Raw genomic sequence first — 19,863 nt, 5'->3', positions numbered from 1 at the left:
GCTAGCACTCGGGATCTGACGAGGTGGTGACGGTTCCCCTCCCGGATCCCCCGAGGAGAACAGGACGGCAGGCCGCCGCCCTACGCTGGGCGCATGGTCCGGGTCCTCGTGGTCGACGACGACGCCACCGTCGCCGACGTGGTGGTGGCGTACCTGGAGCGCGCCGGGCTGGAGGGCGAGCGGGCCGCGGACGGCATCGACGCCCTCACCGCCGCCGCGGCCCACCCGCCCGACGCCGTGGTCCTCGACCTCATGCTCCCCGGCCTGGACGGCATCGAGGTGTGCCGCCGCCTGCGCGCCGACCGCCCCGGGCTGCCGATCATCATGCTCACCGCCCGCGGCGAGGAGGACGACCGCATCGCCGGGCTCGAGGTCGGTGCCGACGACTACGTCACGAAGCCCTTCAGCCCGCGTGAGCTCACGCTGCGCGTGCAGTCCGTGCTGCGACGCGCAGGCGTGCAGCCGACCCCGCACCCGGCCGGACCGGGCGACGGGACGTCCGCGCCGCCGTCGGGCACCCTGCGCGACGGCGACCTGGAGCTGGACGTCGCCGCCCACCGGGTGCTGCGCGACGGCGTCGAGCTCGCCCTGACCGTGCGCGAGTTCGACCTGCTCGCCTGGTTCCTGGCGCGACCGGGACAGGTGCACGATCGCGAGTCGCTGCTGCGCGAGGTGTGGGGGTGGGAGTACGGGGACCGTTCCACCGTGACCGTCCACGTGCGGCGGGTGCGCGAGAAGGTCGAGGACGACCCGTCCCGCCCGGTCCGGCTGGTGACGGTGTTCGGCGTCGGCTACCGCTGGGACACCGGTGGCACCGGGGGCCCGGCGTGACCCCGCTCGCCGGCGTCGCGCTCGCGGCCGGGGTGGCGGCCGCCGTGGGCGCGCTGGGCGCGGCGGGCGTCGTCGCGATCGGACGACGGCGGCCGGCGGCCGCGGCGGTGCTCGCGCCTCTGGTGGTGGTCGCCTCGGTCGCCGCGGGCGTCTACGCGAGCGCGCGGGCGATGTTCCTCTCGGAGGCGGACTCGGCGACGGTCCTCTGGCTGCTCCTCGCGACGGTGCCGGTGGCGCTCGGCGTCGGGGCGGCGCTCGGCGTCCGCACGCACCGCATCGCCGCCGAGCGGACCGCGGCGCTCGCCGCCCGGGACCGCGACCGGGAGGTCGAGGAGCACCGGCGCGAGCTGGTCGCCTGGGTGTCGCACGACCTGCGCACCCCGCTGGCCGCGGTGCGCGCCCTGACCGAGGCGATGGAGGACGGTGTCACCCCGCCCGCCGACGCCGCCACGGGGATCCTCGCCGAGAACCGCCGGATGAGCGACATGGTGGACGACCTCCTGGCCCTGTCCCGCCTGCAGTCGGGCACGCTGCGGCTGCGCCGCGAGCCGACGGACGTGGGTGACCTGGCCTCCGACGCCCTGGCCGCCGCAGGCCCGGTCGCCGACGGCGCCGGCGTCCACCTGACCGGGGACGTCGCCGAGGGGACCGTCGCCGCCGTGGACGCCCGGGAAGTGGCCCGCGCGCTGGGGAACCTCGTAGGCAACGCGGTGCGGCACACCTCGCCGGGCGGCACCGTGTGTGTGCGGGTGGAGCGCGGACCGGCGGACGACGTCGTCGTGCACGTCACCGACGGGTGCGGCGGCATCCCCGAGAACGACCTGCCCCGGATCTTCGAGGCGGGGTGGCGGGGCACCACGGCCCGGACACCGAGGTCCGGAGGTGCGGGCCTCGGGCTGTCCATCGTGCGGTCCGTCGCGGAGGCGCACGGCGGGCGCGTCGAGGTGGGCAACGTGACGCTGCCCGACGGCGGACGCGGCTGCCGCTTCACGCTCACCCTGCCCCGCTAGGGCCGGCCCGGGCGGGCGGACCGGGTGCGCCCCGGCTACCCGACCGGGACCTGCGCCGTCGTCCCGTCGGCGTACGTCACCCAGGCGGTCGAGCCCAGGGCCGAGCCGCCGGGGGCCCACACGGCCCACCAGCCCTCGGAGACCGTGGCCTCCACCCGCTCGCCCGAGGTGAGCGTGAGCTCCACCGCCGCGACGTCGTCGCCCGCCTGGCCGAACGCCGACGTCAGGGCGCCCTCGGTGCCGTCGCCCTCGGACCACGACGCCGTCCCGTTCTGCCGCGTGGTGAGCTCCCGGTCCCCCGGAGCGGTCAGCTCGGGAACCACGGCGCTCGACGTCACGACCTGGGGCTCGCCCCCGTCACCGTCCGCGGTGACGAAGCACTCGCCGTACGCGTCCTCGCCCGCCACGACCACGTAGGTGTAGTCGCCACGCACGTCCGTCAGGACGGGGTCGACCGCGACCTCCTGGACGTCAGGGCCGTCCGGACCCTCCACGATCTCGGTGACCGTGCCTCCGCACGGCTCGCTGCGCTGCGCCGCCTCCGCCTCGTCGACGGCGGCCGGGACCGCCGTCCAGGAGGCGTACGCCACCGGCGCGTCCAGCACGACCGTGGTGACCACCACCGCCACGACGACGGCCGCGGCGGCGCTCGCGACGGCCGCCGCGCGACCTCGACGGCGGGCCGGACGCCGCTCACCGGCGGGTGCGACGCGCGGCTGGGCGAGGATCTCGGCCAGGGCGTCGTCGTCGGCGCTGCCGGGTGCTCGCAGCTCGCGTGCCGGGTCGAGCGCGGAGAGCTCGGCCAGCATCGGGGACTTCATCTCGCCTCCTGGAGCTTCTGCAGAACCTCCGCCGTCCCGCACGGCACCTCCGAGAAGGCGAGGAGACGCTTGCGGGCGCGGGTGAGACGGACGGAGAACGTCGACGGACGGCAGCCGAGGACCCGGGCGGCCTCCACCGACGTCAGCCCGTCCCACGCGACGAGGGCGATGACCTCACGGTCGCCGTCGGAGAGGAGCTCCCACGCCTGGCGCAGGTCGGTGCGCTCCGCGGCGACGTCGTCGGCGCCCTCCCGGGCCGGTTCGGGCTGCTGCTCGAGCCGCACGCTGAGCGCTCGCCACCGACCCTGCGTGCGCAGGTGCGTCGCGAGGACGTTGCGCGCCACCGTGAAGAGCCACGGGCGGGTCTCCCCCGCCTGCGCCGGCACCTCGTCGAGCCGGCGCCACGCCACCAGGAAGCACTCCGAGACGACGTCGTCGACCAGCTCGGGGGCCACCCGGCGCGCGACGAAGCGCGTGACCTGCTCGTGGTGCTCGACCCACAGCCCGGTCAGTCGCTCCTGCGCCTCGGCGTCGTCCACGCTCCGTAGCCTTCCACCCATCACCCTGTTCATTGCCGGCAGGGACCCGATTGCTACACCGTAAGGGACGATCTGTTGCGCCAGGCAGCCCGGCCGGTACGCTCGCACCCAACTCGTGCACGCGAAACCACCACCCGACACGCCGATACCGGCCTCGAGCGACGACGCTCGGGATGACGCTCGACAGGGCGAGGAGAACGACATGAGCCGCAGCACGTCCCCCCGGACCACCGCCCGGCGTCGCGCCGCCGTGTGCCTCGGGGCTGCAGCCTTGGTCCTCGGCCTCGCCGTCGCCCCGACGTCGACCGCCGTCGCGGCCGCCGAGCCGGAGAACCTCCCCGGCGTCCCGGACCGCGGCAGCCCCGCGGACGTCTGGGAGGCCTGGGCCGCCGACTCACGCGCCGAGGCCGAGGCCACCGACTGGGACGCGAACGCGGCCGCGCGCGGCTGCACGGTCGAGGAGGTGCAGATCGTGGACGAGGTCGACGCCGACTACAACCGGGCCATGGGCGCCCCGGCCGATCTCGCCACGCACCGCGTGGAGCTCGTGGAGGACTGCTCGTCGGCACAGGCCGAGCGCCTGATGGGTACCGAGCAGGAGGCGTCGACCGACGTCTCCACGCTCGCGCTGTCGAGCGGGACGTCGTGCCGCTCGACGCACGGACCCGGCACCGCCTGCGTGTACAAGAGCAGCGGGCGGATCTACGCCTCGTGGAAGTACCGCGGCTCCGGCAGCGTCAACGGGTTCCTGCGGATCTACCAGATCCCGTCCTCGTCCTCGTCCTGCTACCGCGGCAGCACCTGGCTCACCGGCCCCTCGCGGTCGTGGAGCAGCGGGATGACGCGGAGCATCTCCAAGACGAAGACCACGACCACCGGCTACTCGGCACACATCTGGAAGAAGGTCGCCATCGGGCACACCGACTGGGGCTCGGCCTGCTCGAAGCTCTGACCCGCGAGATCGCGGATCAGAGGACGTGCGCGAGGAACTCCTGCAGGCGGGGCTCGTTCGGATGATCCAGCACCTGGGCGGGCGGCCCCTGCTCGACGACGGCGCCGTCGTCCATGAACACGACGTGGTCGGCGACCTCCCGGGCGAAGCCGATCTCGTGCGTCACCACGACCATCGTCATGCCCGACGCCGCGAGGTCCTTCATCACCGCCAGCACCTCGCCCACCAGCTCGGGGTCCAGCGCCGAGGTCGGCTCGTCGAAGAGCATGGTGTCCGGGTCCATCGCCAGGGCCCGCGCGATGGCCACGCGCTGCTGCTGACCGCCGGAGAGCTGCGCCGGGTAATGGCCCATCCGGTCGGCGAGCCCCACCTGTTCGAGCAGCTCGACGGCGCGCGTGCGCGCGTCCCGCTTCGACAGCCCCCGCACCTGGACGGGCGCCTCCATGACGTTCTCCAGCGCCGTCATGTGCCCGAACAGGTGGAAGCGCTGGAACACCATCCCGATGCGCGAGCGCTGGGCGGCGATCCGGCTCGGGTGCAGCCGGTGCAGCACTCCCCGGGCGTCCTCGCGGTAGCCCAGCAGCTCGCCGTCGACGTGGACCGAGCCCGCCGTGATCTCCTCGAGCTCGTTGAGGCAGCGCAGCAGCGTGGACTTGCCCGAGCCCGACGGGCCGAGCACCACGGTCACCGAGCCGCGTGGCACGGCGAGGTCGACGCCGCGGAGCACGTGCAGGGCGTCGGCGCCGTGGCCGAACGCCTTGTGGACGCTGCGGGCCTCGATCATGGGACGGTCGGCGCCGGAGGGCGCGGGGGTCGGCCGGTCGTCGGTCACGGGGTCACCTCGGCAAACGGGTCGTCACGGGTGGTGCCGGCCGCGCGGATCGCGGCCTGCCGGCTCGGGCGCCCGTCGCGCCGTCGGCCCCTCCGCCGGTGCGAGGAGCCGTCGACCCCGCGCCCGTAGTACTGCTCCAGGTAGTGCTGACCGACCATGAGGACGGACGTGATGAGCAGGTACCACAGCGCCGCGACGATGAGCAGCGGGATGGGCTCGAACGTCCGCGACCCGATGGCGCTGGTGGCGTAGGTGATCTCCAGGGTGAACGGCACGGCGACCACCAGGGACGTCGTCTTGAGCATGGAGATCGTCTCGTTGCCGGTGGGCGGCACGATGACGCGCATCGCCTGCGGCAGCACGACGCGCCGCATGATCGTGCGCTCCTTCATGCCGAGCGCCCGGGCGGCCTCGGCCTGCCCGGCGTCGACCGACCCGAGACCGGCCCGCACGATCTCGGCGAGATAGGCGGCCTCGTTGAGCGCCAGCCCGACGAGGGCCGCCCAGAACGCGGTGATGACGGTGCGGGTGTCGAAGACCAGCAGCTCGGGCCCGAACGGCACACCGAGGCTGAGCCGGGGGTAGAGCACGGAGATCAGGCCCCAGAACACGAGCTGGGTGTAGATCGGGGTGCCGCGGAAGAACCAGATGTAGGTCCACGACACCCACCGCATGACCGGGTTGTCGCTGCGCCGCATCACCGCGAGCAGCACTGCCAGCACCACGGCGATCGCCATCGAGCCGAAGGTGAGCACGAGCGTCCAGCCCACGCCCCGCACGACGTTGACGTCGCGCAGGTACAGCCAGACGGTGTCCCACCGGAAGTTCGGGTTGGTGACGAGGGCGTTGACGGCCATCGCGGCGAGCACCAGCACGACCGCCCCGGAGACCCACCGCCCCGGGCGGGGCACGGGGCGGGCACGCAGCGGGGCGGGCACGGCGGGCGGCGGCGCTGCGGACGTCGATCCGCCCTGAGGGAGCCCGGTCATCTCAGACACCCGGGTCGAGCTCAGCGGTCGTCAGCGCACCGTCCGCGTTGCCCCACGCCTCGAGGATCTCTGCGAGCGTGCCGTCGTCCATCAGCTGCTGCAGCGCGCCCTGGACGGCCTCGGCGAGCTCCGGGTCCTCGTGGGAGACGACGGCGCCGTAGGGCGCCGCGTCGGTGATGTCGCCGAGCGTCTCGATCGAGCCGTCGGCCTGGGACACGGCGTAGGCGGTGACCGGAGAGTCGGCGTACATCGCCTGGACCTTGCCGCCGGCGAGGTTGGTCGTGACGTCCGCCTGGGAGTCGTACGGCAGGACCTCGACCGGCTCGGCACCGGCGGACGCGCAGTCGGCGGTGACGTTCTCGAGCTCGCCCTGCTGGACGGTCCCGGTCTGCACACCGACGACGACGCCGCACAGGTCGGCCGGGTCGATCCCGTCGGGGTTGCCCGCCGCGACCGCGAGCTGGGAACCGGCATCGAAGTAGCTGACCATGTGCACGACCTGGAGGCGGTCGGCGTCGATGGTGAAGCCGGAGATGCCGACCTCGTACTTGGTGCCGACGGCCGGGATGATCGCGTCGAACGTGGACGGCTCCACCGCGGACTCGAGCCCGAGCGTCGCGGCGACCGCGGCGGCGATGTCCACGTCGAACCCGACCGGGGTGACGCCGTCGGCGGCGACGAACTCGGCCGGCGCGTAGGAGAGCTCCGCGCCGACGGTGAGCACGCCGTCCTCGGCGACGTCGTCCGGCACGAGCGCCGCGAGCTCCGGTTTCGCCTCGATGCCCGAGACGTCGAAGCCCTGGGTCGCCTCGGACGCACCGTCGGTGCTGCCGCCGGTGCTGCCCGAGGTCGAGCCCAGGTCCTGCGAGGCGGTGGTGCAGCCGGCGAGCAGCGCGACGACGGCGAGCGCGGACAGGGACAGGGCGGGGCGAGCACGCATCACGGTCTCCGGGGGTCGTAGGAGGGGACGACGCCGGGACCCGGTCGGGTCGGTCAGCGTCTATGCAGGAGTATGCATAACTATTCCTCTGGGCACCAAACCGCCGGGGCATGACGTGCGTCACGCCCGTCGCCAGCGCACAGAAATGCCGATGTCGGTAGTTCGTGTCGAGGTCGGCAGTGCGCGCTGCCGACCTCGACATGAACTACCGACATCGGCAGAACGGTCAGAGGAGGAGGGGAGGCCTACGTGTCGTGCTCGATGATCCCCGCGTCCTCGCGGTGGTCGTCCTCACCACCGGCGGGCAGGTCGTGACGCTCGGGGTGCGCCCGCAGCGCCACGATGCTGACGATCAGACCTCCCCAGATGATGACCATGGCGACGGCCATCATGAGGATCGCTTCGGTGTTCATCGCTGGGCCTCCTTCGACGGGGTGGCGGTATCGATCGGCGGGTAGGGGGGCCACGCCGTGAACGCCTCCCGGCCGCGCCAGCGCGGCAGGGAGAAGAGGATCGCGCCGAGGAGCAGCAGCGCGACCGAGCCCCAGCCGGCGAACAACAGGTACGTGGTGTCGTACCCCTCGTACGGCTCGCCGATCCGTGTGATGACGTACTGCACGAGCATCACGATCAGCATCACGGGGACGATCGCGCCCACGCAGGCGTACCACCAGCGGCCGACCGTCGTCGTCGACACCGCGTTGAGGTGGAAACGCAGCTCCGGGCCCCGGCGGTAGATCCAGATCACGAAGACGCACATGAAGATCGCCGAGGCGACGATGCCGATGTTGTTGACGAACGCGTCCACCGTGTCGAGCAGGATCAGGCCCGTCGTGGTGCTGAAGCCGAGCACCGAGACCACCCCGAGCACCAGACCGAGCCCGGTCGTCGCCGCCCGGCGGGACAGCGCGAACTTCTCCTGCAGGGCCGCGGAGACCACCTGCAGGATCGACACCAGGGACGTGAAGCCCGCCATCACCAGCGAGCCGAAGAACAACGCGCCGAAGAACGCGCCCCCCGGCATCTCGGTGACGATCGTCGGGAACGTGACGAACGCGAGGAGCACACCCTGGAAGTTGAGGTCGGCGACCGTCACGCCCTGCTGCGAGGCCAGGAACCCGAGGGCGGAGAACACCCCGATACCGGCGAGCAGCTCGAACCCGGAGTTCGAGAACGCCACGACCAGTCCCGGACCGGTCATGTTCGAGCGCCGACGGCGGTACGAGGCGTAGGTGATCATGATGCCGAACGCGACGGACAGGGAGAAGAAGATCTGACCGTAGGCCGCGATCCACACCGACGGGTCGCCCAGGGCGCCCCAGTCCGGCGTGAACAGCACGTTGAGCCCGTCGACCGCACCCTCGAGGAACAGCGAGCGCACCACCAGGATGCCGAACGCGACGACCAGCAGCGGGATGAAGATGATGTTGGCCCGCTGGACGCCCTTGACGACACCGGCCGCCAGCACGGCGATCACGGCGACCCATACGAGGACCAGCGGGATGAGGACGGCGGCGACGAAGTCGAACGTGAGCCACGGGTCCGCGCCTCCGACGTCGGCGAGCTGCAGGTGCTCCCCGACGAAGAACGCCGCCGCGTCGTCGCCCCAGTCCAGCCCGAACGAGTAGACGAAGAAGCTGGCCGCCCAGGCGACCACCGCCGCGTAGTAGACGGCGATGAGCACGCAGATCATCACCTGGAACCAGCCGACGCCCTCCAGCCACCCCTTCACCCGGCGGAACGCCTGGGGCGCGCCGCCGCGGAACCGGTGGCCCAGCGCGTAGTCGAGGTAGAGGATCGGGATGCCCGCCGTCAGCAGCGCGACGAGGTAGGGGACCATGAAGGCGCCCCCGCCGTTCTCGTACGCCACGCCGGGAAATCGCCAGATGTTGCCCAGGCCTACCGCCGAGCCGATCGCCGACAGGATGAAGCCCACCTGTCCGGTGAACGCCTCACGTGGCGCCGCTGTGTTGTTCGCTGTACTCACGAGTCCCACACCCTCCGCGTCGATCGCCGTCGAGTCAAACCGCGTCACCTGCGATCATGCGCGATGCGCTACGGACAGGCAACGTGTCGGCGGTCGAGCCGACAGCCGAACCCCTCGGCCCCCCACCCTCCGCTGCGCCTCCATCTCAGCCGATCCGTCGTCGGCCGAGCCTACGGCTCCGCTCCGGGCGCGTGCCTCGTCCCTCGGCCCCCACCCTCCGCTGCGCCTCCGTCTCAGCCGAGGAGCCGGGCGAGGTAGCCGCCCTGCAGCCGCGCGCCCGGGTCGAACCGCTCGGCGAGCGCCCGGAAGTCCCCGAACCGCGGGTACAGCCCGCGCAGGTCCACCGGGTCGATCGCGAACAGCTTGCCCCAGTGCGGGCGGGCACCGAGCGGCAGCAGCGCGTCCTCGAGAGCGGGCAGCACGGCCGCCACCTCGGTGTACCGCTGGTGCCAGGTGAAGTGCAGGGCCACGGAGTCCTCGGCGAACGGGCTCAGCCACAGGTCGTCGGCGGCGACGGTGCGGATCTCGCAGGTCTGCAGCAGCGGCGCGACCCGTGGCGCGAGACGCCGGACACCCTCGATCGCCGCGACGGCATGGCGGCGCGGCAGCAGGTACTCGGTCTGGAGCTCGTCCCCGGACGACGGGGTGAACTCGAGGCGGAAGTGGCTCAGCCGTTCGTGCCACGGCCCGGCGACGCCGAGCTGCTCGGTGCAGGCGGCCGGGTCGACGCCGGGCAACGGGTGCACCGGGACGGAGGCCCAGCTCAGGTCGGCGACGGGTGCCGGGCGCTCGCCCGCGCCGGTGGGCACCAGCGACTTGAACAGCGCCTGCCGGACGGTCGGCTCGTCCCAGCTCGTGAAGAGGCTGACGGAATAGGCCGCGCCGGTCAGCGCGTCGAAGGAGTCGAGCACGGTGTCCCACGGCACGTCGACGGCGACGTCCTGGCGCACGTCGAAGGTGGGCACGGTCGTCAGCTCGACGCGCGTCACGATCCCCAGGGCGCCGAGCGACACGACGGCGCCGGGGAACACCTCCGGGTCGTCCGCGCGCGTGAGGCGGCGCAGCTCGCCCGCCGTCGTCATGATCTCGAGGCCGACGACGGCGCTCGCCAGGGAGGGGTTGTCGTTCCCGGACCCGTGGGTCGCCGTGGCGACGGCGCCGGCGACCGAGATGTGCGGCAGCGACGCGAGGCTGCCGAGGGCGCGGCCCTGGAGCTGTAGCGCGCGAGAGAGCTCGCCGTAGCGCAGCCCGGCGTTGACCGAGACGACGCCCGTCTCGGGATCGAGGTCGGCCGCGGGTCGCCCGTCGTCGAGCCGGTCGACCTGGATCTGCGTGCCGGTGGTGTCGGCGATGTCGTTGAACGAGTGCCGTGAGCCCAGCGGCCGGACGGGACCGGCGGCGGCCAGCACCTCGGCGAGCTCGTCGAGAGTGGCCGGCCGAGCGAGCGCCTGCGCCGCGTACTGAAGGTTCCCTGCCCAGTTCTGCACGCGCCTAGCCTGCCACGCCGCCGGCCAGGTACACCGCCAACCGGGTCGCGGCGTCGCGGACAGCGTCGAGCTCGGCCGGTTCCGGCTCGCGCTGCCACTGCAGCTCGAGGTCGCCGCCGGCCGGCGGCCGCGCCGGCCAGCGCCACCGCGCGGCGAGCAGCCCGTCCACGGCGACGGTGTGCACGAAGGCGCCGACGCGGCCGGGCTGCGGCGCGCGCGGGTCGGCGACAACGCCCCGCGTCTGCCGGTAGGAGGAGATCAGCTCGTCGTAGCCGCACAGCAGGTCCACGACCGGGCCCGACGGCGGCGCCTCGGCCTGGGGCGTCACGGTGCGGTGCGTCGTGGCGGCGTCGTGCACCGCTGGCGTGCTGACGAGCGTGAGCCCCTCGAGGCCACCCGCCCCCGCGACCTCGACGGCCTCGCCGTCGTCGAGCAGGTCGGCGAGGCCGGCCCGCAGCTCGGTGAGCGTCAGCCCGCTCCACTGGCCGAGGTCCTTGACCGTGGCGTACGCGCGGCCCGGCAGGTAGCGCCGCCACAGCTCCCGGACCGCCGTCTGCCGGTCGAACCGGCTGCCGAGCGGCCCGTACCCGGCCGGGACGCGCGCGTCGAAGGCCGCGTACGTGTGGTGCCCCTCCGCCGTCGGACCGCTGACCACGACGCGGCGCAGCTCGGCGTGCATGAGGACGTGGGTGACGGTGATGCCGGGGGCGTCCGCCGCGACGAGGCCGCGAGCGACGAGCGCGGCGGTGAGCTCGGCGCGGCTCCGCGGTCCGGCGCTCACCTCGTCGGCGACGGCGTCGATCGCGGCGGAGGGGTCGGCGAGCCCCCACTGCTTCTCGGTCGAGGCCATGGTGCGCGCCACGCGGGGCCCGGTGAGCTCGAGGAGCCAGCGGGCGTCGTCGGGCCGCACGAGGTGCCAGGTGGGCCGCAGGACGTGGGTGCGCAGGAACCGGCCGCGGTCGAGGTCCGCGAGTGCCCCCGCCTCGTCGGGGCGCGCGCCCGGCGTGAGCCGTCCGGCCAGGCCCCAGAGCGTGGGCCGCAGCTCCTGGCCCTGGACGGCGAGCAGGTACCCGACGGCGGAGGGCACGTCGGGCAGGCCGGGCTCGCGCAGGTGCTGGGCCCGCAGCCGGACGCTGCGGACCGTGCTGGCGTCGACGTGCAACCCTCCCCCTCCGTCGGCCCGATCCGTCGTTGCTGCGGCCTCGTTGCTGTCGGTATGAAAGCTACGTTCTGGACGGGTCCAGAACAGGAGATTTCATACCCACAGCAACGACGGGTCAGGCTCCTGCGGGCTGTTCCTCACGCAGCACCGAGATGCGACCCGACATCCCGACCATGTCGAGGACCTCGGTGACCGCCTCGGAGGGCTCGTAGAGGTGCACCGGCGAACCGGTCTCCTGCCCGAGCATGTAGATCTGCAGGATGAACGCGACGCCTGACGAGTCGAGGAACGTCACGTCGCGGACGTCCAGGACGATCGGGGTCGTTGCGCGCCGCGCGACGACGGTGGACATCGCGTCGCTCGCCGCCTCGCGCAGGGCGGCGTCCACCTCGCCCCAGAGGGTGAGGTAGGTCCCGTCGTCCTGGTGCTGGCACGAGATGCCTGAACCAGGGTCCGGTTCGAGTTCCGTGGTGCGGTCGGTATCCATGGGGTGTCAGGGCTCCCGTAGTGCCGTCGGCGGCCGAGCGTGGCTCTCCTCCCCCGACGAAGGCCACGGGGTCGAGTGTTCACCCGTCTCGTTGATTCGTCCAGTGGAGGATCTCGATCGTCACACGAGGTTCATGCCCCGGACGGTGGGTCCGGCTCCGTGACGTCGGCGACCTGCGCCCCGAGGACCCGCACCAGATCGTCGGCGTCCAGCGTCGCCGCCACCCCGTGGCCCCCCGCGCCGATCGACACCTGGCCCGACCCCGGGATCGAACCGTCGGCGACCACGGGCCACCGGGTCAGGGCGCCGAACGGAGTGATCGTGCCGCGGGCGTATCCCGTGACTTCCCGAGCCACGTCGGCGTCCGGCATGGACAGCCGGTTGACGCCGAGGTACGCACGGAGCCGGGCCCAGTGGATGGCACGCCCGCCCGGGACGAGCACGAACAGGAAATCACCCTCTCCACGGCGGACCACGAGCGTCTTGAGCACCTGGTGCGGGGCGAGCCCGCGAGCGGCGGCGGCCTCTGCCAACGACCCGACCGGGCCGTGCCGGGTGACCTCGAACGCGATCCCCGACGCCTCCAGTCCGCGCCGTGCCCGTTCCTCGGTCTCGGGCCCGGTCATGGTCGCTCGACCGGGCGGCGGCGTCGAGTCACTTCCCGTCCGCCGGCTCACCGTCAGGGTCCTCCGGGTCCTCCTCCTTGGCGTCGTCGAGGCCCAGCAGGCGGCTGACGATCCCGCCGTCGTCGGCCTCCTCGTCGTCGGTGCTCTCCGACGGTTCGCCCGAGGGCTCCGACGAAGCGCTGGGAGACGGGCTCGGCGTCGGCTCCGTTGGCGCCTCGGACGGCGCGACCGTGGGGTCGTCGGTGGGCGGGACGGAGGGATCCGCGGTGGGCGGGTCCGTCGGTTCCGCGGTGGGCGGGTCGGAGGGATCCGCGGTGGGCGGGTCCGTCGGTTCCGTCGTGGGCGGCGTCGGTGACGGTGACGGCTTCGGGGACGTGGACGGCGTCGGGCCCGGGCTGGGCTTCTTCGTGCCTCCGGGCTTCTTCGTGTCGTCGCTCCCGGGCTTCTTCTGCCCGTCGCTGCCCTTCTTGTCGTCAGACTTTTTGCCGTCAGACTTCTTGTCGGTCTTCTTGCCGTCAGACGTCTTGTCCTTGGCGTCGTCGCCCTTCGTGTCGGCCGGCGTCGCCTTGTCCTGACCACCTCCGGACGACCCGTTGCCGTCCGACGAGCTACCGGCCGTCTCGAAGTCCGCGGTCGAGGTGGCACGGTCCGGCACCGGCCCGGCGGCGAAGAACTCGAAGTGCCACGGCTCGGGCTTACGACCGTCCGGCCGCGCCCAGGTCGGGTTGTCCCAGCCGTAGTCGGGCCCGTGGACCCGGAGCCAGGCGTACTCGGCGGAGGCGCCGCCCGCGATCGGGTGGGAGAGGTCGACCGCGAGCCCCCACCCGTGGTTCGACGTCCCCGGTACCGCGGCCAGGTGCGGCTTCGCCGCCCGGACGGCGACCTGCGAGGCGTACGAACGGTACGAGTCGGTGAGAGGGATGTTCGTGCCGAAGCGGTCGCGGTACGCCTCGTTGAGCTTCTCGAACTGCACGGCGGCGTCGCAGCGGAGCATGTGCCCCGGTGCCCACGGGACGTCGCACAGCACGGAGGCCGGGATCCGGCCGTTGCCGTAGCCGGCCGTCGAGCCCGCGTGCTGGTCCACGACCGCCCGGAGCGCCGCGGACAACGAGGCGGTCGCGGCGTCCAGCGGCTGTCCGTCGGCCGTGACCGGCGTGCCGTCGCTCAGCACGAACGTCCCGTCCTCCAGCTCGGTCACCGCCGGGCGCACGTCGACGACGTAGGTCGCCGACGCCGGGTCCAGGAGCGTGGCGAGCCGCGTCGCCGCCACGACGACGTCGTCGAACGTCACCGCCGCGTGCGCGTGCCCGTGCTCCTCGCCGTCGGTCTCCCCGTCCGCGGGCAGGTCGGCGTCCGCCACCGGGGCGTCCTCGCCGTGGCCGTCCACAGCAGGGTCCCTCACGACCAGTTCATCCGCAGCGGGCTCGTCCGCCCCGCCGGTGGAGACGTCGTGCTCGTACGGACGCGCGACGGGCAGCGTCCCGTCGTCCGCGAGCAGCTCGTCCAGGGTGGGGAGCTCGAGGGTCGGGACCTCGACGGGCTCGACCGGCTCGAGGTCCGCCGTCGCCCGCGGCCCGTCGCCGTCCTCGCCACCAGCAGCGTCGTCGTCGGCCCCCGCAGCGGCAGCACCGTCGGCGGCCTCGCCACCGGAGGCGTCGTCGCCGGCCGGGTCCTGGTACTCGATCTGGGGCGCGCCGAGCTCGCTCTGGTCCTGCGGCCGTAACGATCCCGCGTCGGACTGGTCGGGGTCCTCGGCCGGGTCGGCCTGCGCCGGTGGCCGCAGGTCCTCGTCACCGAGACCGTCCGTGTCGACGATCTCCTCGACGTCGTCCGCGGGCTCGTCGGCCGTCGCGGGCTCGTCCGGCACGTCCTCGACGACGTCGTCGCGGTGGTCACCGAGGCCCGGGCGCGGGTCGAGGGACGCCTCCTGCTGGGCGACGTAGATCGTCAGGAGCGAGCCGAGCTCGGCGGCGGCCTGCTGCACCTCGGGATCGAGCGAGCGCCCTGCCTCGACGGCGGCGAGCTCGGCACGCTCGATGACGTCGAGCACCTCGCCGACCGACCTCGGGCCCGTGGGCGACGACGCACCGACGACACCCACGACCACCGGTTCCGGCTCCACCGGCGCTGCGAACGCGGGATGCTCGGTGAACTCGTTCCACGGGACGTCCGCCATGGATCCGGCCATGATGCCCGCGGCGAGCGCGAAGGCTGCCGAGCCGGCACCGAGAGTCCGCAGCACCGGGTGGATCCGTGAGGGGGACGGAGCATGCTCCGAGGAGCCCTCGTCGACGCCGTCGCGTCCGCCCAGGTCACCGTTCTTGTCGAGCGCCACGTGAACCCCTCTGCCAGCTGCTGTGCTGCCTTCCGCATCCTCGCACATCATGGTGCCCCGATGCTCCCGGCAACTCCCCCTGTGGACAACTGTGCGGCACGACGTCACGGCGCGCCACTCGTCGTGCGGGCGATGTTCCCGGCCCCGTCGGAGCGGCGTCGCGGGCACACTGGGGACCATGACCGTGCTTCCGACGCCGATCCCGCGGATCGACCTGAACAGCGACCTGGGCGAGGTCACGGGTCCTCGCGGGCTGGACGACGACCGCATGCTCGCCGTGGTGTCCAGCGCCAACGTCGCGTGCGGGGCTCACGCAGGCGACCCCGCGACGATGCGGCGCACCGTCCGCGGCGCCGTCGCGCGCGGGGTGGCGGTCGGGGCGCACATCTCTTACCGCGACCTGGCCGGGTTCGGTCGGCGGCAGCTGGACGTCCCGAGCGACGTGCTGCGTGCGGACGTGATGTACCAGCTCGGCGCGCTGCGCGCGATCGCCGAGGCCGAGGGGACACGGGTCCGGTACGTCAAACCGCACGGGGCGCTGTACAACACGTCCGCGATCGACGAGCGGGTCGCGGAGGACGTCGCCGCCGCGGTCGCTGCCGTCGACCCGATGCTCGTGCTGCTGGGTCTGCCCGGCAGCGTGGCGCTGTCCGTGGCGGACGGGGCCGGTCTCGCCACCGCCACGGAGGCGTTCGCCGACCGCGCCTACACCCCGGCCGGGACCCTCGTGCCGCGCGGCGAGCCGGGCGCGGTGCTCGACGACGCCGAGGAGGTCGCCGCTCGGACGCTGCGGCTCGTCGTCTCCGGCCTGGTGACAGCGGTGGACGGCACGGACGTCGCCGTGCGGGCGGACTCGGTGTGCGTGCACGGTGACACCCCGGGAGCCGTGACGATGGCGCGCCGGGTGCGCAGCCTCCTCGCGGAGGAGGGCGTGGCGCTGCGTTCCTTCGTCGACGACGCATGACCGGGGGCCGCGACGACGCGACGCAGCCAGGTCGCCCTCGCGACGGCGTGCGGGTGCTCGTCGCGCGCGACGACGCGCTCCTGGTGGAGGTCGCCGACCTGGACGCAGCGACCGCTCTGCACCGGTCGCTGGCGGCAGACCCGGTGCCCGGCACCGGCCTGCCGGTGCCGGGCGCCCGCACGGTGCTGGTGCCGTTCGACCCCTGGGCGGTGCCGGTCGCGACGCTCGCCGCCGAGCTGCGCGCGAGGGCCGGGACGCCGCCGTCGGGCACGGGACGGCCGGGACGCCGGGTGGAGGTCCCCACGGTGTACGACGGCGCCGACCTCGACGACGTCGCGGCGCACCTCGGGTGGAGCGCGGCGGAGGTGGTGCGGAGGCACACCACCGCCCGCTGGACGGTTGGTTTCGTCGGGTTCGCCCCGGGGTTCGGCTACCTGGTCGGCGACGACCCCGGACTGGTGGTCCCGCGCCGGGCGACCCCGCGCACGCGCGTCCCGTCAGGGGCGGTGGCGCTCGCCGGTGAGTACGCCGGTGTCTACCCGCGCGAGAGCCCCGGCGGGTGGCAGCTCGTGGGGCGGACCGACGTCGCCACCTGGGACCTGCGCCGCGACCCGCCGGCCCTGTGGGTGCCGGGCGACGAGGTGCGGTTCGTGGCGGTGCGGGAGTCGGTGCGCGGCGCCGGCGCCCCGTTCGGCACGTCCGGCCCCGTTCGGCAGTCCGTCCTGCCGAACGACGCTGCCGGTGCCGAACGCGACGGGCTGGAGGTGGTCGAACCCGGCCTGCAGACGCTCGTGCAGGACCTCGGCCGCCCCGGGCACGCCGACCTCGGGGTCACCGCGTCCGGGGCCGCCGACCCGCGCAGCCTGCGCGCGGCGAACCGCGCCGTCGGCAACCCGGCCGGCTCGGCCTGCCTGGAGACGCTCGGCGGGCTGCGGCTCCGGGCCCGCGGGTCCGGCGTCGTCGCCGTCACCGGCGCGCCCGGCACCCTCCACGTGGTGCCCGACGACGGCGGCCCGGCCCGTGAACCGGCACCCGGCACGGCGTTCGCCCTGGCCGACGGCGACGAGCTGGCGGTCGGCCCGCCGACACGCGGGCTGCGGCGCTACGTCGCGCTGCGCGGCGGACCGGACGTGCTGGCCGTCCTCGGCTCCCGCTCCACCGACGTCCTCTCCGGGCTCGGACCCGACCCCCTGCGGCCCGGCGCGTTCCTGCCCGCCGCGACGACGACGTCGGGCACCGTCGCCGCCGGAGACTCCGGCGCACCCGACCCGCAGCACCTGCCCGCCCCGGGCGAGACCCTGACCGTCCACGTGACGCTCGGGCCCCGCGACGACTGGTTCACCGCCGACTCCCTGCGGCTGCTGACCACCCAGGCCTGGGAGGTGACGGCTCGCTCCGACCGGGTGGGGCTGCGCCTCGCCGGCGACGCCCCGCTGGAGCGCCGGCCCGCCGTCCGCGGCGCCGAGCTCCCGAGCGAGGCCTGCGTCACCGGCGCCCTGCAGGTCCCGCCGGACGGCCAACCCGTCCTCCTCCTCGCCGACCACCCGGTCACCGGCGGCTATCCCGTGGTGGCCGCGGTGACCTCGTCGGACGTCTGGCGTCTCGGCCAGGTCCCGCCCGGCGCACGGCTGCGCCTGCGTGTGACGTGAGTGTGCGCAAGATCTCCACCAACTCTGTGGTGGCGGCCACACACAGATCACCGGATCCCGGGCAGAATCGGGGCATGACGTCAATGACGACCAGCACCTCGACCGGTCGAGCACCGGGCCGCGCCGCCGCGGCCGGCCTGCTCGCCGTCACCCTCACCCTCGGCGCGTGCTCCGTCCCGAACGACGTCGAGCAGTACATCGCCGACGCGCAGGTGCAGGCCGAGACCCTCGACGCCGATCTTCAACAGCTCGCGGACCAGACCTCCGAGCTCACCTCAGGACTCGGGGAGGACGTCACGCACGCCGTCGACTCAGCACAGGCCGCCACCGACGAGGCGCTCACCGCGCTCGACAAGGCCGCGGAGTCCTCCGACAGCGCGGTCGTGGCGCTCGCGGACGCCCAGGTCGCACTCGAGGCGGCCTCGGCAGAGCTGAGCCACGTCATCGAGCACGCGGACACGACCCCGGAGGTCGCCGCGGCGCTCACCGAGCTCCAGGAGCAGATCAACGCGCTGCGCGGCCAGACGGAGAACGCGGGCGAGTAGCACTCAGGAGAGCCACTCCCGGGCCGCGGCGACAAGCAGGTCCACGCCGATCTCCAGCGTCGGCTCGGGTGCCGGCGCGAAGAACGGCGAGTGGTTCGGCGCGACCGCCTCCGGCAGGTTGCCCATGCTCGCCGTCGACGGGTCGAACCCCTCGAACAGCGCGGCGTCGAACCCGCCCAGGAACCAGTAGACGAGCGGGACGCCCGCCGCGGTCGCGAGCACGCCGACGTCCTCCGAACCGGCCACCGGCGGCAGCTCCACGACGACGGGGCGCCCGCCCGCGGCCTCGATCCGCTCCCGCCCGGACTCCAGCGCGCGCTGCAAGACGCCGCGGGTGCGTCCGGCCGCCTCCGGGTCGTTCACCGTGGGACCGAACGAGGAGACCTGCTCGTGCTCCGGTGGCTCCGGGGCGCCGGACGCCACCGCCTCGGCGTCCACGATGCGGCGGATCGCGGCCAGCACGCGCTCGCGGACCGCCTCGTCGAAGGTGCGGACGTTGACCAGCAGCTCCGCGCGGTCCGGGATGATGTTCGCCTGCGTCCCCGCACGGACCGAGCCGACGGTGACCACCGCCGACTCCCGTGCTCCGATCTCGCGGGACACGATGCCCTGCAGCCGCTGGATCGTCGCGGCCGCCAGGAGGACGGGGTCGATCGTGCCCTCCGGGCTGGACCCGTGGCCACCCTTGCCGTGCAGCACGATCCGCAGCGAGTCGGCGGCGGCCATCGCGGTCCCGGAGGTGAGGTTGACCGTCCCGACCGGCAGCGGCATGACGTGCTGGCCGAGGACGACGTCGGGCGTGCCGACCCGCTCGAACAGGCCGTCGTCGACCATGGCGCGCGCCCCGGCACCGACCTCCTCGGCCGGCTGGAACAGCACCTGGAGCGTGCCCGGCCACTCCTCGCGATGCTCGGCGAGGTGCGCGGCCGCGCCGAGGAGGCACGTCACGTGCACGTCGTGGCCGCAGGCGTGCATGGTCCGCGTCTCGTGCCCGTCCGGCAGGGTGGCGGTGTGCGTCGAGGCGTACGGCAGATCCGTGCGCTCGGCCACCGGCAGGCCGTCCATGTCCGCGCGGAGCAGCACCGTGGGGCCGTCGCCGTTCGCCAGGACGCCGACGACGCCGGTCCCCCCGATCCCCTCGTGCACCTGGTAGCCCCCGGCGCGCAGCCGCTCCGCGACGATGCCCGCCGTGCGGTGCTCGGCGAACGCGAGCTCGGGACGGGCGTGCAGGTCGGTGTAGATCGCCGTGAGCTCCGCGGCCGTGAGCGTCGTCATGGGGCTCATCCTGCCCCCTCGGATGCGTCGGAGCGCCTCGACCGGGAGAGTGGCAGGATGTCCGACGACCACAGCCTGCACCTGCGCATCGGTGGCGAGGAGCTGATCGTCCGCCGTCGCTACGAGTCCGCCAGCATCGCCAACGACATCCTCATCGGACTCTGGTTCGTGGTGGGAAGCGTCCTCTTCTTCAGCCCCTCCACCGAGACTGTGGGCATAACGCTCTTCCTGCTGGGAAGCCTGCAGATGCTCGCCCGGCCCATGATCCGGCTCGCCCGCCGCGTCCACCTGCGGCGTATCGGCTCGGCGGACGCCGAGACGGCCCGCGACTTCTGACCGCCACCGCGCGCGACGCCGCCGCTGCCGATCGCGAGGGCTGCCGACGCCGTCCGCCGTCGGCGAACCCGGAATTGAGTCACCCCCGCTCAGGTT

At 73.7% G+C, this 19,863-nt stretch carries 20 protein-coding genes; 7 read left to right on the top strand and 13 right to left on the bottom strand.

The window, feature by feature from the left end:
- Window positions 1-93 precede the first annotated feature (93 nt).
- Window positions 94-831, top strand: a complete 738-nt coding sequence (locus AC3RJ8_RS00785; protein WP_489714076.1) for a response regulator — start codon at window positions 94-96, stop codon at window positions 829-831.
- The gene (locus AC3RJ8_RS00780) at window positions 828-1,841 is read left to right on the top strand and encodes a sensor histidine kinase (protein ID WP_489714075.1); all 1,014 of its coding nucleotides are present in this window, start codon (window positions 828-830) and stop codon (window positions 1,839-1,841) included. Before AC3RJ8_RS00785 ends, AC3RJ8_RS00780 begins: the two co-directional genes overlap by 4 nt.
- Before the next feature lie 35 nt (window positions 1,842-1,876).
- Here the strand turns inward: AC3RJ8_RS00780 and AC3RJ8_RS00775 are convergent, their stop codons facing one another.
- Together AC3RJ8_RS00775 and AC3RJ8_RS00770 are read right to left on the bottom strand one after the other, a co-directional pair.
- Window positions 1,877-2,662, bottom strand: a complete 786-nt coding sequence (locus AC3RJ8_RS00775) for a hypothetical protein (RefSeq protein ID WP_489714074.1) — start codon at window positions 2,660-2,662, stop codon at window positions 1,877-1,879.
- Entirely contained in the window at window positions 2,659-3,201 is a 543-nt protein-coding gene (locus tag AC3RJ8_RS00770) for an RNA polymerase sigma factor (protein ID WP_489714073.1), read from the bottom strand. The genes AC3RJ8_RS00775 and AC3RJ8_RS00770 overlap by 4 nt, the downstream gene beginning before the upstream one ends.
- Window positions 3,202-3,403: 202 nt before the next feature.
- Here AC3RJ8_RS00770 and AC3RJ8_RS00765 point away from each other — a divergent pair, with 202 nt between their 5' ends.
- Window positions 3,404-4,153: a hypothetical protein gene (locus AC3RJ8_RS00765; protein ID WP_489714072.1), complete on the top strand. Its 750-nt coding sequence runs from the start codon at window positions 3,404-3,406 to the stop codon at window positions 4,151-4,153.
- 16 nt (window positions 4,154-4,169) lie between these two features.
- On the opposite strand, the gene AC3RJ8_RS00760 is transcribed toward AC3RJ8_RS00765, so the two are convergent.
- The 10 genes from AC3RJ8_RS00760 to AC3RJ8_RS00715 form a co-directional block, all read right to left on the bottom strand.
- A complete protein-coding gene (locus AC3RJ8_RS00760) occupies window positions 4,170-4,937 on the bottom strand; it encodes an amino acid ABC transporter ATP-binding protein (protein WP_489715544.1) in 768 nt (255 codons plus the stop codon).
- A 44-nt stretch (window positions 4,938-4,981) separates the two neighbouring features.
- Window positions 4,982-5,974: an amino acid ABC transporter permease gene (locus tag AC3RJ8_RS00755; RefSeq protein WP_489714071.1), complete on the bottom strand. Its 993-nt coding sequence runs from the start codon at window positions 5,972-5,974 to the stop codon at window positions 4,982-4,984.
- Between the two features lies 1 nt (window position 5,975).
- Window positions 5,976-6,914, bottom strand: coding sequence for a transporter substrate-binding domain-containing protein (locus tag AC3RJ8_RS00750; protein WP_489714070.1), 939 nt, complete (start codon window positions 6,912-6,914; stop codon window positions 5,976-5,978).
- A gap of 245 nt (window positions 6,915-7,159) precedes the next feature.
- Window positions 7,160-7,327: a methionine/alanine import family NSS transporter small subunit gene (locus AC3RJ8_RS00745; RefSeq protein WP_489714069.1), complete on the bottom strand. Its 168-nt coding sequence runs from the start codon at window positions 7,325-7,327 to the stop codon at window positions 7,160-7,162.
- Window positions 7,324-8,901 (bottom strand): sodium-dependent transporter, encoded by a 1,578-nt coding sequence (locus AC3RJ8_RS00740; RefSeq protein ID WP_489714068.1) that lies wholly within the window; start codon window positions 8,899-8,901, stop codon window positions 7,324-7,326. Before AC3RJ8_RS00740 ends, AC3RJ8_RS00745 begins: the two co-directional genes overlap by 4 nt.
- A gap of 233 nt (window positions 8,902-9,134) precedes the next feature.
- Entirely contained in the window at window positions 9,135-10,388 is a 1,254-nt protein-coding gene (locus tag AC3RJ8_RS00735) for an FAD-binding protein (protein WP_489714067.1), read from the bottom strand.
- Between the two features lie 4 nt (window positions 10,389-10,392).
- Complete coding sequence (locus tag AC3RJ8_RS00730) at window positions 10,393-11,550, bottom strand: winged helix DNA-binding domain-containing protein (protein ID WP_489714066.1); 1,158 nt, start codon at window positions 11,548-11,550, stop codon at window positions 10,393-10,395.
- A 115-nt stretch (window positions 11,551-11,665) separates the two neighbouring features.
- Window positions 11,666-12,037 (bottom strand): STAS domain-containing protein, encoded by a 372-nt coding sequence (locus AC3RJ8_RS00725; protein WP_489714065.1) that lies wholly within the window; start codon window positions 12,035-12,037, stop codon window positions 11,666-11,668.
- 131 nt (window positions 12,038-12,168) lie between these two features.
- Window positions 12,169-12,663 carry an aminoacyl-tRNA deacylase gene (locus AC3RJ8_RS00720; protein ID WP_489714064.1) on the bottom strand — a complete coding sequence of 165 codons (495 nt, stop codon included), beginning with the start codon at window positions 12,661-12,663 and terminating at the stop codon, window positions 12,169-12,171.
- Window positions 12,664-12,691: 28 nt separating this feature from the next.
- Window positions 12,692-14,998 (bottom strand): D-alanyl-D-alanine carboxypeptidase family protein, encoded by a 2,307-nt coding sequence (locus AC3RJ8_RS00715; protein ID WP_489714063.1) that lies wholly within the window; start codon window positions 14,996-14,998, stop codon window positions 12,692-12,694.
- A 178-nt stretch (window positions 14,999-15,176) separates the two neighbouring features.
- Here AC3RJ8_RS00715 and AC3RJ8_RS00710 point away from each other — a divergent pair, with 178 nt between their 5' ends.
- The 3 genes from AC3RJ8_RS00710 to AC3RJ8_RS00700 all read left to right on the top strand — a co-directional run bounded on the left by AC3RJ8_RS00710 (window position 15,177) and on the right by AC3RJ8_RS00700 (window position 18,156).
- Window positions 15,177-15,962: a LamB/YcsF family protein gene (locus AC3RJ8_RS00710; protein ID WP_489714062.1), complete on the top strand. Its 786-nt coding sequence runs from the start codon at window positions 15,177-15,179 to the stop codon at window positions 15,960-15,962.
- Window positions 15,959-17,611, top strand: coding sequence for a 5-oxoprolinase subunit B/C family protein (locus AC3RJ8_RS00705; protein ID WP_489714061.1), 1,653 nt, complete (start codon window positions 15,959-15,961; stop codon window positions 17,609-17,611). Before AC3RJ8_RS00710 ends, AC3RJ8_RS00705 begins: the two co-directional genes overlap by 4 nt.
- Before the next feature lie 74 nt (window positions 17,612-17,685).
- On the top strand, window positions 17,686-18,156 hold the full coding sequence (locus AC3RJ8_RS00700) for a hypothetical protein (RefSeq protein ID WP_489714060.1): 471 nt from the start codon (window positions 17,686-17,688) through the stop codon (window positions 18,154-18,156).
- Between the two features lie 3 nt (window positions 18,157-18,159).
- On the opposite strand, the gene AC3RJ8_RS00695 is transcribed toward AC3RJ8_RS00700, so the two are convergent.
- Window positions 18,160-19,431, bottom strand: coding sequence for an amidohydrolase (locus tag AC3RJ8_RS00695; RefSeq protein WP_489714059.1), 1,272 nt, complete (start codon window positions 19,429-19,431; stop codon window positions 18,160-18,162).
- A 57-nt stretch (window positions 19,432-19,488) separates the two neighbouring features.
- Between AC3RJ8_RS00695 and AC3RJ8_RS00690 the strand changes: the two genes are divergently transcribed.
- Complete coding sequence (locus AC3RJ8_RS00690; RefSeq protein WP_489714058.1) at window positions 19,489-19,767, top strand: YrhK family protein; 279 nt, start codon at window positions 19,489-19,491, stop codon at window positions 19,765-19,767.
- Window positions 19,768-19,863: the final 96 nt, after the last annotated feature.

The sequence above is a fragment of the Isoptericola sp. MSGPD8_1_ISO-PGPR-S23-394 genome (assembly GCF_058072785.1).
Note: the sequence above shows the minus strand (reverse complement) of the source record. Positions and strands in the feature narration are given on the sequence as shown.